Raw genomic sequence first — 12,152 nt, 5'->3', positions numbered from 1 at the left:
CTGAGGTGGAAGGCGTCGCCGGTGGCGGTTCCGCGTTTCCCTCCGGCGGTGTCCGACCAGTTCCCGCCCACCGCGTTCCAGCCGGCTGCGACATTGGTGCAGAACCCGGTCTTGTTCAGGCGGATGTTCTGGAATTCGCTGGTGCCGTTGAAGGTGTTGATGCCGAGGTGGCCGGTGGTGTAGGTGCTGTCGGTGGTGTCGATTGCGGGGGTGGGGTTGTTGTTGAGGTGGATGCGGATGCGGGGGCCTTGGGCGGTGATGCGGAGGTGGTAGGTGCGGCCTGGTTCGATGGTGGTGGGGTGGGTGGCGATGGTTTTTCCGGGGCGCCAGAGTTTGAGGAGTCCGTTGGTGTCGATGGTGGCGCTGTAGTGTTGTGTGGCGTCGGTGTTGGCGCGGAAGGTGAGGGCGGCGGCGGTTCCGTTGAGGATGCGGAGGTCGCCTTCGTAGGTGAAGTCGGTGGCGGTCTGTTCGCTGAGGTGGAAGGCGTCGCCGGTGGCGGTTCCGCGTTTCCCTCCGGCGGTGTCCGTCCAGGTCCCGCCCACCGGGCTCCAGGGACCGGCCAGGTTGCTTTCCAGCGTGGACTCGCCCGTTCCCCAGGCCGAACCGAGGTGGTGCAGCTTCAGCGAGACGAGCTTCACGCTGCCGCCTTCGGCTCGGAGCCGGATGCCCCGGCTGCCCGTGGACGAGTCGAAGTCCACGTTGTCCGAGAAGGACAGCGTGCCGTCGTTCCCGAAGATCTCGAGCTGGCCGCGATCGACCAGCAGCCGCATGCGGACCCTCCCGTCCACCGGTGACAGCGGGGCGCCGTACAGCGTCTGCGCGGCGCGGTCGTAGAGCACCCGCCGGTCCTCGGTGCCGTCGGACCGTGCGTGCAGGTCGAAGCCGAAGCGGGTGGCCGTCGCCCCGGTGAGGTCGAACTCCGCTTCGATCTCGTAGGTGTCGGCCGAGACCCCCGCCAGCGGGTCGGAGGCGGGATCGGTGGTGAGTGTCCGGTCGTACCAGCTCGATGTGGTGCTCCGCAGGGAGGTGAGCTCGGTGACCGGCTCACGGGTGAGGCGCAGCCCGGCGCCGGAGGACCGCAGCCCGAGTTCCGCCGGGACCGTGGCGCTGCCGCTCCAGACGCTCCCCTTGTTGGACGGCATCCAGGCCATCTGGACGATGCGGTCGCCCGGGGTGTGGGTGAACGTCAGCCCGGCGTAGAAGGTGCCGTCCCCGAAGGTCGTGCGTCCCTGGTCCATCCGCTGCGGAGCGGTCCAGTCCGTGGTGAACTCCAGGCCGTCGAAGTCGCCGACCACGTACTCGCCCTCGGCGTCGTTGAGGACCCACTTGACGTTCGCGGGGTCGCCGTCGACGGGCAGCGGGTACAGGTCCGGGCACTCGTACAGCCAGTCGGCCGCGAAGCGGCTCCGGTACGTCCAGTCCAGCAGGTTGTCCGAGGTGTAGAGGTCGACGCCGTTGCCGCCGGAGTCCGACCAGACGACCATGACCCACCGCTGGGACGGCTGGTGCCAGAAGACCTTGGCGTCCCGGCTGGTACCGGCGGGCGTGACGACGGGCCGGCCGTCGTCGTAGCTCTGGAAGGTCCGCCCGGCGTCGTTGCTGTAGGCGATCCGCACCCCGTTCGTCCCGGTGAAGAGGACGATCGGGTCCTCCGTCCCGGTGCGGAGCCCGGAGGTGTTGCGGCTGTCCACCACGCCGCCGCCGGACCAGAGGTCGCCGGGGTGGACGCCCGGTTCGAGAGCGACCGGTTTCTGCACCCAGTGGACCAGGTCGGTGCTGGTGGCGTGGCCCCAGTGCATGGTGTCCCAGCTGAGCCCGTGCGGGTTGTGCTGGTAGAAGAGGTGGTACGTGCCCTTGTAGTACAGCGGTGCGTTGATGTCGTTCATCCAGCCGCTGCGCGGGCTGAAGTGGAACTGCCCGCGGTACGGCTCCGTGTAGCCGGTGTCCGGGTAGGGGAACTCGGGGTAGTCCGCCGTCTCGCCGGCCGAGGCTGCCGGCGGCGCCAGCAGCATCAGGCTCAGAACCACCAGAGCGGTGACGGCTCTTCGCATCCGCGTCTTCATCGACGACCTCCTGGACCAGCGGAAGAGGGAAGGGGCTGCCCGGGCCGACCGGGCAGCCCGCCGTGCGGTGTGGCGAGCGGTACGCGCGGGACCGTCGTCTCAGGGCGTGGCCACCATGGAGTAGTCGGTGGTGTACGCGGTGAGCTGGGCGGCGGTCGCGCTGTGGAGCAGCCGGGTCCCGGTGCTGTTGCCGTCCAGGACGACCTTGACCGGCAGGTTGCTGCTGATGTTGTTGCTCGCCAGGTGGTTGCCCGCGCCTCCCTTGACGAGCACGATCGTCGGATCGCTGCCCGGCGGGCGCACGTTCGCCGCCGCCACGTCGAACGAGAAGTGGTTGGACGTCAGGGAGTTCTGGTCGCCGTCGATGTGCACGAGCCCGTAGAGGTCGTCGTAGCGGGTGCTCTCGCCGTCGCCGTACACCCGCCGGAAGTGGTTGGCGGATATCAGGTTCTCCGAGCTGCCGTTCACCAGGCTGATCATGCTCGGGAAGTTGCTGAGCAGCTTGTTGCTGCTGACGATGGCGCGGTTGACGTTGGTGAAGTGGATGTTGCAGGCCCACAGGATGCTGTTGCCCGTGACGAGTACGCCCTCCGCGTTCTCCGCGAAGAGGGAGTAGCCGCCCCAGGAGCTGATGAGGTAGTTGTTGGTGATCTTGGCGACCTGGGAGGCACCGGTCAGCTCGATGGACGAGCCGCACTCCGCGATGAAGTTGTTGGTGACGGAGGCGGCGTCGGCTCCCCTGATGACGACCGCGTGCTCGAGGTAGACAAAGCCCATTCCCTCGACCCGCACCGCGTCGTTGTCCGACTGCATGGAGACGCCGGTCTTCCCGTTGCCCGGGGTGTAGGGCTTGGTCGACGAGACCCCGTCGAGGCAGAAGTCCCGGAACACGATGCCGTTGAGGCGGCCGACCGTGGTGGGGACTCCGGAGCGCTGGACGAGGAAGGCCTCGCTGTGCCCGTCGGTGTTCTTCACCCGGACATGGCTCGCCCCGGGCTGGGTCTCCACCCAGGAGGTGGTGTCCGACTCGTCGCGGATCGCGTTGGACAGGAAGCCGTGCCCCGACCCCTTGATCTCGAGGAAGCTGATGTCGATGACGACGCGGGTCAGCAGGTCGTAGTGGCCCGGCGGGATGTAGATGACGGCGCCGGGCCGGGTGTCCTGCGTCGTCTGCCTGGTCTTGACGTCCGCGATGATCTCGTTGATCACCGTGCCGATGTCCACCTGCGGGGTGACCGACGCGCCGGTCCACGTGGTGACGTCGTAGACGGTGTCCGCCATGCTGCTGACCTCTTCTCGGTCGGGGGAGTGGGCTGGAACGACGCGTCAGAGCACGCCGACGATCGCGTGGTAGGAGGGGTGGGCGGCTTCCGGGGAGGGCGTCGGCGGGGGCTTCGCCGGGCTCGCCTGTGCGGCGGCCGCCCGGGGGGTGGCCTGCACGGCCGCCGTGGTCAGTACCGCTGTCAGGCCCGCCAGCAGTCCCCGGCGGGACAGCGCGGGGCGCCGTTCGTCCATGTCGGCTCCTTCGAGGTGCGGGTGCGTTCCGTCGGTCACTTGAGAGCGCCGGCGGTCATCCCGGCGATGACCTGGCGCTGGAAGACGGCGTAGATGACCAGCTGGGGGATGAGGACGAGCGTGGCGGAGGCCATCATGGCTCCGTAGTCGACGCTGTACGCGCCCTGGAACTGGGAGACCCCCAGCGAGATGGTGGTGAACGAGGGGTCGTTGATGAGGGTGACGGCGAAGGGGAACTCGTTCCACACGTAGATGACGTTGAGGATGGCGAGAGTGGCGACGACCGGGCGCATGAGGGGGAAGACGACCCGCCACGCCATCGACCACAGCCCCACCCCGTCGATGACGGCGGCCTGCTCGATCTCCTCGGGGAACTCCCGCAGGAAGCCGGTCAGCAGCAGGGTGTTGAACGGGATGGTCATGGCGATGTACGGCAGGATCAGCGCCGCGTGGGTGCCGAAGAGCCCGAGCGCGATGTCGAGCCGGTACACCGGGAAGAGCAGGATGTACACCGGGACGGCCAGGCCGGCCAGCAGGTAGTACTTCATCGCGTTCTGCGTCCGGCGCCTGCCGTTGCGGAAGGCCATGCGGGTGAGGGCGAAGGCGGCCATGTAGGAGACGGCCAGACCGATGGTCACCGAGAACACGGCCAGGATCAGCGTGTTCTTGTACATGAGCATCAGGTCGAGGGTTTCCAGGGCCTTGTCGTAGTTGGCCAGGCTCAGGTCCGACAGCGAGAACGGACGGGCGAGGATGTTCTCGTTCGTCTGGAAGGACAGCAGGACGATCCAGAACAGCGGCAAGAGGATCAGGAAGGTGATCAGGTAGGTGAGGGCCGCGGCGACCAGCCGCGCACGGCCCGGACGGCGGGCGGGGGCGGCCCGCGGCCCGCCGCCGGGAGGCGGGCCGTCAGGGGCCGTCTTGTGCACGCTCGGGCGCTCGACTCCGGTGATGCTCACGCTGCCGCCCTCTTCCTGACGCCGAACATGGTGGCGATCGCGACGACGACGCCGATGAGGAAGACCACGACCGCCAGCGCCATGCCGTAGCTGTACTGCAGGTTGGTGAACGTGACGTGGTACATGTAGCTGACCATCACCTCGGAGAGGTGGACCGGTCCGCCGCCGGTGAGGGCGTAGACCAGCTCGAAGATCTTGAACACGTTCGTCACGACGAGCGCCGTGCAGATGGCGAACGACTCCCGCAGCATGGGGATCGTGATGTACCGGAGCTGCTGGAGGCGGGAGGCGCCGTCGAGGGTGCTGGCCTCCATCACGTCCCGCGGCAGCATGCGGATCGCCGCGTAGAGGATGGTCACGATGAACCCGATCTGCTGCCACACGTAGACGAAGGCCACGGAGTAGGGACTCAGCGTGCTGCCGCCGATCCACTGCGGCTGTGTGGCCGCGCCGATGGCTTCGAGGAAGGCGTTGATGAGGCCGATCTCGGGGTCGAGAATGAAGATCCAGATCATTCCGACGAGAATGGGCGCCACGATGGCCGGCGCGAAGATGAGCGCCCTGAGGACGCCGCTGCCCCGGACTCCGCCGCTGAGCAGCACCGCCATCACGAAGGCCAGCGGTATCAGGAACGCCAGTGCTATGCCGAGGATGATGCCGGTGTTCTGCACCGAGGTCCAGAAGATGCTGTCCTCGGCCATGGTGCGGTAGTTCTCAGCGCCGACGAAGTCCGGAGAGGAGACTCCGTCGTAGTCGGTGAAGCTGTAATAGATGGAGTACAGGATCGGGTACACCATGTAGAGGGTGTAGACGATGAGCGCCGGTGCGACCATGAGCGTGAAGCTCCGGCGAGTGGTGAGCCAGTTCATGTCGTCCTTGCCGATCGGGCCGCCGCGCGCGGGCCCGGGTTGTCGTCCGTGGTGTGCCGCCGCCGTCTACGAGAGGGACCGCTGGACGAGTTGCACCGCCTTCTCCGGGGTGAGGGAGCCCGACATGACCCCGTAGAGGCTGTCGTACATGGCGTTGGCGGTCTCCGGCGGCACCACGAGGTCCGGCTGCGCCTCCGGACTGGACCACCCCGGCCGGGACGCCTCCTGCAGGACGGTGCTGAACACCTCGTCCTCGGCCGGGTCCACATCCGGCTCGTAGGTCGTCACCGGCGGCTGGGCGTTGTCGGCCATGATCTGCTGGCCCTCGTCGCTGTAGTAGAACTGCAGGAACGCCGTGACGGCCGCGTACTTCTTCTTGTCCTTCTTGACCGCTGCGCTGACGACCAGCGGGGCCGAGGGGGCGTTCATCGCCAGCTTCTGGTCGCCGACGCCGTCCGCGAAGGTGGGGCCGGCCCAGAATCCGGTGTCGTCCCCGACCGCGCTCTTCTGGATCTTGGCCGCCTCCCACACTCCCGAGTCGAGGAAGGCCGCCTTCCCCGAGGTGAACGAGGCGACCGCCTGCGTGTACGTCTGGGTGGACATGTTGGACGGGAACGCCCCGGCGTCCGCGAGCTCGTCGAGATGGCGGTAGAGGCGCAGGAAGTCGGGGTTGTCGTACCCCAGCTTCCCGTCGAGAAGCGCCTGTTGCTTCTTCTCGAAGCCGAACCGGTCGAGCATCGTGAGGAAGGCCCACACGCTGAAGGAGGAGTTGTTCGAGCCCTTGGCGATGGGCACCACGCCGGCGGCCTCGAGCTTCTTCACCGCGCCCAGCAGGTCTTCGAAGGTCCGGGGCACGGACACGCCGTGCTTCCGCAGCAGGGCCTCGTTGTAGTAGAAGCCGGTCACCAGGGCCTGGTACGGGACCCCGTACTGGACGCCGTTGCGCCGGAAGCCCTCCAGCATGCTGGGGGCGAACTTCTCCTCCAGGCCCTTCTCGGCCAGGACGGGCGTCAGATCCAGCAGATCCTCGCTCTTGACCATGGTCTTGGCCAGGGAGTCGTAGACCCAGAAGATCTCCGGAAGCGTGTCGCTCTGGGCCGCGATGGTCATCTTCTGCTGGTGCTGCTCGACGGGCCGGCCGACGATGTCGATCTTCATCGTCGAGGTGCCGGCGTTGAAGGCCTGCACCAGTGCGTATGTCGCGGGGTCCTGCGCCTTGGTGTCCGGGTTGTGCATGGCCAGGGTGATGCGGTTGTCCGCGCCGGCCTCGGAGGAACCGCAGGCGGTGAGGGTGCCGGCCCCGAGGGCCAGCACCGCCAGGCCGGCCAGCAGCCGGAGGCCGCTCTGACGTGACGCTCTTCCGGGATGTCCTGTCGACGGTGACATCGGCTCGTCCTTTCGCCGAGTTGTGTGCTGGGGAACGTCTTGCCGGCCCCGGGTGAGGGAGGTCGCGTGTGCGGCCGAGGGGGAAGATGCCGGGCGAGGACCGGCGGCCGGTGGTGCCGCGTGTCGTCTGATCCCGTTCGAGCCAAGCAATCGTTTCGACGAAAATACCCCCGTCGCCGCGCCTGTCAAGGCTTCGGGGTGAACTTTCCACGCTGGGCGGGTCGTCGCGCCGCCGGCCGGGCCGGCAGCCGGAGCGGCGGTGTCGCTCCAGGTGCGAGCGGCATTGCTGAGGAGGGACGCCGGACCTGCAGGCAGTCGTCGCCAGCCGGTTGACGGGGTCGCCGGGGCGTGCCATGTTGAGGAAAACGTTTCGATTCAAGCGGAGAGCAACGAGTGGTGACGATCGTCGATGTCGCACGCCTGGCCGGTGTCTCCACGTCCACCGTGTCCCATGTGCTCAACGAGACGCGCCCGGTCCGGGAGGCGACCCGGGCCCGTGTCGAGGAGGCCATCCGGGAGACGGGGTACCGGCGGGACAGCGTCGCGCGGGCCATGCGCAGGTCGCAGACCGATTCGGTCGGACTGGTCGTCTCGGACGTGGCTCAGCCCGCGTTCGCCGAGATGATCCGGGGCGTGGAACACGAGGCGGCCACCGCGGGAAACATCCTGCTGCTGGCGAACTCGGGTGAGGACCCCGCCCGGGAACTCCGGGCCCTCGAGGCGTTGACGGAGCGGAGGGTCGACGGGCTGATCATCGCTCCGGTCGGCAGGTCGCACCGCGCGGAGATGGAGGAGATCCAGCGGCAGGGCACCCCGATCGTGCTGATGGATCGCCTCGGCGGGATCAGCGCCGACCAGGTGGGTGTGGAGAACGCGGGCCCGATGCGCACCCTGGTGCGCCACATGACCGAGCACGGTCACCGGCGTATCGCCCTGGCCGCCGGGGACGTCACCGTCTCCACGGTCGAGGAACGACGCCGGGGCTACCGGGATGCGCTCGCCGACGCGGAGATCGACGCCGATCCGGCCCTCGTGCTCACGGGCAGCGGCCTGGCCGCCGACACCCGGGAGGACATGAGGAAGCTCTTCGAGCGCCCCGACCGGCCGACGGCCGTGGTCGCGGTCAGTTCGGAGGCGGCCGCCGGAGTCCTCCAGGCGGCCGCCGACCTGGATCTGCGGCCCCCACGGGACTTCGCGTTCGCCACCTTCGACGGGTTCCCGTACGCGGACCTGTTGTTCCGTCCCCGGATCACCACCGTCACCCAGCCCGCCTACGAGATCGGCAGCACCGCGATGCAACTGCTCCTGAACCGCCTGACCGGCACGCCCCGGGCCAGCCATCGCTCGGTGCGGCTGGAGCCCCGGATCACCTACCGGGAGTCCTGCGGCTGCACCGGCTAGGGCCTGTCCGGGGCGCCGGGCGGCGGCCCGGAGTGCAGCGGCGGGGCCCGCCGGGACCCTGCCGGCGGCGAGGGAGGGCAGTCCCCCGCCGCCTCGTTCCAGCGACCGCGTTCCACAGCAATCACCGAAAGGGCCAGCATAGTGACCGTCGACCTCACCGCTCTGACACGTCCCAGGCAGGCACGGACCGCCCGGGTCTCCAGCTGGGACCAGCGAGGCCGCAACCAGGACTACTGGACCACTCCGCCGCACTCCAGCCGCGTGCTCGCCGACCTGGAGGGGCCGGGCCAGATCACCCACATCTGGATGACGCAGTTCTGCCGCCGGACCCTCGGCCCCGGCCTGATCGACCCCCTGGAAGCGGACACCGTCGCACCCGTGATGGAGATCCACAACGCCCTCGGGGTCAACTGGGAGGAGCCCGACCCTGACTACTACCGCAAGGTTCTCCTCCGCATCACCTGGGACGACGAGGAGGAGCCGGCCGTCCTGGTCCCGCTGGGCGACTTCTTCGGTGTCGGCCACTCCATGCCCAGCAGCTACCAGTCCGCCCTCTTCACGGTCTCGGCCAAGCCGGAGGAATCGCTCGTCTTCGGCGGGAGCGCGGCGCTGAACTGCTGGGCACCGATGCCCTTCGGCACGCGAGCACGGATCGAACTCGTCAACGAGAACGATCTCCCCGTCCAGCAGTACTTCTACATCGACTACGAGCTCTACCCGGAGCGGCTCCCGGAGGACACCCTGTACTTCCACGCCCGCTGGAGCCGCAGCAACCCGTGCAACGGCTGGGCGCCGGACATGCAGACCAACAGCCCCGAGGTGAACATCGCCGACGTCACGGGAGAGGACAACTACGTCATCCTGGACACCGAGGGCCGCGGGCACTACGTCGGCTGCAACCTCTCCGTCCACCACCGGCAGGGCAGCTGGTGGGGCGAGGGCAACGACATGATCTGGATCGACGACGACTTCCGCGCCGACGGCACGACCAGCTGGCCCCCGTCGCTGCACGGCACCGGTACCGAGGACTACTTCAACCACGCCTGGGGCATGCAGAAGAACGCCTACCTCTACCACGGCGCGATCGTCCACGAGGCCGACGTCCCGGGCTATTCGGTCAACTACCGGTTCCATGTGACGGACCCGGTCCGCTTCGAGGAGCGGATCAGGGTGTCCGTCGAACACGGTCACGGCAACCACCTCTCCGACGACTGGGCCTCGACGGCGTACTGGTACCAGACCCTCCCCTCGCCGCGGGCGACGCTCCCGCCCGTGGAGGAACGCCTCCCCGTCCGCCCCGCCGCGCAGCCGGCCCCGGCGCCGGCGCCCCGCCACGGCACCGTGGCCGAGGAGGCCGCCGGCATGCGCGAGCGCTACCGTGCGCGCTTCGAACGGCATCTGGAGAGGCTGGCGGAGCGTACCCGGCAGCGGGGGGAACGCTCGCTGCGGGAGTCCGAGGCCAACACCGAGCAGGCCGCGGCCGTCCGCCGGCGCTACGACGCCCGCACCGACCGCTGACGCCCGCCCCGTTCCCGAAAGGCACCGTGCCGTGTCCTCTTCCGCGCGCGACGCACACTTCCCGGCCCTGCACCTGCGCCCGCCCCGCAACTGGCTCAACGATCCCAACGGACTGGTGTTCCACGACGGGCACTACCACGTGTTCTTCCAGTACAACCCCGGCAGCGCCGCCCACGCGAACATGCACTGGGGTCACTTCCGCAGCCCCGACCTGCTGCACTGGGAACTCCTTCCCCTCGCCCTCGCCCCCACCCCGGACGGTGAGGACGCCGACGGCGTCTGGTCCGGCAACGCCGTGTCCGTGGACGGCGCGCTGGTCGCCTTCCACTCCGCTCACCGCGCCGGCCGCTGGCACCAGCCCGTCGCCTCGGCGGTCTCCCACGACGGCGGACTGACCTTCAGCAAGGACGAGAAGCTGCTCATCCCGGAGCCCCCGGACGGCACCGTGATGTTCCGGGACCCGTACGTGTGGCGGGACGGCGACCAGTGGCGGATGCTCGTCGGCGCCGGACTGGCCGACGGCCGCGGGGCGGCCGTGCAGTACTCCTCCACCGACCTGCGCTCCTGGGCCCACCAGGGGATCTTCCTCGCCCGCCGGCCCGAACCGCTTCCCGGCGGGGAGAACACGGAGGAGGGCTGGGAGTGCGCGCAGTACGCCCACTTCCCGGACGGGCGCGGCGCCGTCCTGGTCAGCGCCTGGGACCCGGAGGAGGGCGCCCGCTGCACCGCCGCCTGGACCGGCCGGGAGGGGGACGGCGGCTTCACGGCCGGCTCCCCCCAGCGCGTCGACCACGGCCCCGACTTCTACGCGCCCGCGCTGCTGCCCGCACCCGGTGGCCGGTGGCTGATGTGGGGCTGGAGCTGGGAGGCCCGGGACGAGGAACGCGTCGGCGCCCCGAGCGCCTGGGCCGACGAGGTCGGGTGGGCCGGGATGCTGTCGCTGCCCCGTGAGGTGACGCTCGACGCCGCCGGCCGGCTCCGCCAGCGGCCCGCCCCGGAGGTCGACCGGCTCCGCGACGGCCACCGGTGGCATGCCACGGGCGCAGGTGAGCCGGGCCGGCCCGCGGATCTGGGCGAGGTGGGGCGCAGCTGTGACCTTTCCGCTCGGCTCGGCCCGGCCGGTGGTCTGCGGCTGGTCACGGCGGCGGACGGCAGCGAGTACCTGGACCTCGTCCGCGACCCCGTGACCGGCGAGGTCGTCGTCGACCGTGACCACGCGTCCCTCGACCCCCGGGCCAAGGGAGGGAGCTGGCGGCTCCCGGCCGGGGCCGGCCCTGTCGACCTGCGGATCGTGCTCGACCGTTCGGTGGCCGAGGTCTTCACCGCGGACGGCCATGCCCTCACGCTGCGCTTCTACCCCGTCGGGGACGGCCCCTGGCGGGTACGGGCCACGGCAACGGGGACCGGGGAGGCGACCTGCGCCGTGGACGCCTGGGACCTGGCCCCGCTGCAGATCCAGGACAAGCGGTCGGCGGAGGTGGGCGCCCTGTGACGGCCGTCGTGATGGGGGAGGTGCTGGTCGATCTCGTGTGGCGCACCGGTGCGGAAGCCGTCGCGCCGGTGCCCGGCGGGAGCCCTGCCAACGTCGCGCTCGGGCTGCACCGTCTCGGTCGTCCGGTCCGGCTCGCCACCTGCTGGGGCCAGGACCCGCCCGGCGCACTGGTGGGCGACTACCTGCGCGGTACCGGCCTGCCCGTCGCGCGCGCCGAGTCTGCGTCCGGCCGTACCACGCTGGCCCTCGCCTACGTCGACGACCGCACGGGCGCCGCCACGTACGACTTCCTGGCGGCCTGGGACCCCCTCGCCCTCCCCGTACCGGCCGAGGCGACTCTGCTGCACACGGGCTCCCTGGCCGTCGTGGTGGAGCCGGGGGCCGGGAGGGTGCTGGAGGCGTGCCGCGCGATGCAGGCCCGCCCGGCCGGCGCGGTCTCCGTCGACCTCAACGTACGTCCCGGTGTGCAACCCGATCGGGAGGCCTATCGAGCGGCCGCCGAGCGGATCGCGGGTGCGGCGGACGTGGTGAAGGCCAGTGACGAGGACCTGGCCTGGCTCTATCCCGGGGTGCCCCCGGTCACGGCCGCCGGCACGCTGCTGGCGCTGGGCCCTCGCCTGGTGGTCGTCACCCGGGGCGGGGACGGGGCCACGGGCCTAGTGCACGGGGAAGAGGTCTCGGTGCCGGCCCCGCCGGTGTCCGTCGTCGACACCATCGGCGCCGGCGACGCCTTCCAGGCGGCGCTGCTCGCGGGGCTCTTGCGGCGGCAGGCGGACGGGAGCCACCGGGTCGTGCTGCCCGGGACCCGCGGCCGCCTCGAGCGCCTGCTGACGCAGGCCGTGACGGCCGGGGCACTCGCCTGCACCCGCCTCGGGGCGCAGCCTCCGACCCGGGCCGAGCTGGCGGACACCCTCGGCGGGGCGTAGCAGACGTTCGCGGCCGGACCCGG

General features: G+C 70.0%; 10 protein-coding genes. 4 read left to right on the top strand and 6 right to left on the bottom strand.

What is annotated here, in order from left to right; translation table 11 throughout:
* From HOY81_RS20550 to HOY81_RS20525, 6 genes are all read right to left on the bottom strand, one after another.
* Positions 1–2,063, bottom strand: a 2,063-nt coding sequence (locus HOY81_RS20550; protein WP_237321950.1) for a glycoside hydrolase family 32 protein, incomplete at its 3' end; no start/stop codon positions are given.
* Between the two features lie 99 nt (positions 2,064–2,162).
* Entirely contained in the window at positions 2,163–3,344 is a 1,182-nt protein-coding gene (locus HOY81_RS20545) for a NosD domain-containing protein (protein WP_237321949.1), read from the bottom strand.
* A 45-nt stretch (positions 3,345–3,389) separates the two neighbouring features.
* Entirely contained in the window at positions 3,390–3,578 is a 189-nt protein-coding gene (locus HOY81_RS20540) for a hypothetical protein (protein WP_237321948.1), read from the bottom strand.
* Between the two features lie 35 nt (positions 3,579–3,613).
* A complete protein-coding gene (locus HOY81_RS27705; RefSeq protein ID WP_237321947.1) occupies positions 3,614–4,537 on the bottom strand; it encodes a carbohydrate ABC transporter permease in 924 nt (307 codons plus the stop codon).
* Positions 4,534–5,406, bottom strand: coding sequence for a carbohydrate ABC transporter permease (locus tag HOY81_RS20530; protein ID WP_237321946.1), 873 nt, complete (start codon positions 5,404–5,406; stop codon positions 4,534–4,536). The genes HOY81_RS27705 and HOY81_RS20530 overlap by 4 nt, the downstream gene beginning before the upstream one ends.
* 66 nt (positions 5,407–5,472) lie before the next feature.
* Complete coding sequence (locus HOY81_RS20525; protein ID WP_237321945.1) at positions 5,473–6,792, bottom strand: ABC transporter substrate-binding protein; 1,320 nt, start codon at positions 6,790–6,792, stop codon at positions 5,473–5,475.
* A 396-nt stretch (positions 6,793–7,188) separates the two neighbouring features.
* Here HOY81_RS20525 and HOY81_RS20520 point away from each other — a divergent pair, with 396 nt between their 5' ends.
* From HOY81_RS20520 to HOY81_RS20505, 4 genes are all read left to right on the top strand, one after another.
* Entirely contained in the window at positions 7,189–8,193 is a 1,005-nt protein-coding gene (locus tag HOY81_RS20520) for a LacI family DNA-binding transcriptional regulator (RefSeq protein WP_237321944.1), read from the top strand.
* Positions 8,194–8,334: 141 nt separating this feature from the next.
* Positions 8,335–9,711: a glycoside hydrolase family 172 protein gene (locus tag HOY81_RS20515; protein ID WP_237321943.1), complete on the top strand. Its 1,377-nt coding sequence runs from the start codon at positions 8,335–8,337 to the stop codon at positions 9,709–9,711.
* A 31-nt stretch (positions 9,712–9,742) separates the two neighbouring features.
* Positions 9,743–11,203: a glycoside hydrolase family 32 protein gene (locus HOY81_RS20510; protein WP_237321942.1), complete on the top strand. Its 1,461-nt coding sequence runs from the start codon at positions 9,743–9,745 to the stop codon at positions 11,201–11,203.
* Positions 11,200–12,129, top strand: coding sequence for a carbohydrate kinase (locus HOY81_RS20505; RefSeq protein ID WP_237321941.1), 930 nt, complete (start codon positions 11,200–11,202; stop codon positions 12,127–12,129). Before HOY81_RS20510 ends, HOY81_RS20505 begins: the two co-directional genes overlap by 4 nt.
* Positions 12,130–12,152 lie beyond the last annotated feature (23 nt).

The sequence above is a fragment of the Streptomyces sp. JJ36 genome (assembly GCF_021696945.1).
GTDB lineage: Bacteria > Actinomycetota > Actinomycetes > Streptomycetales > Streptomycetaceae > Streptomyces.
The sequence above is the reverse complement of the archived record's forward strand: the minus strand, read 5'-3'. Positions and strand labels throughout refer to the sequence as shown.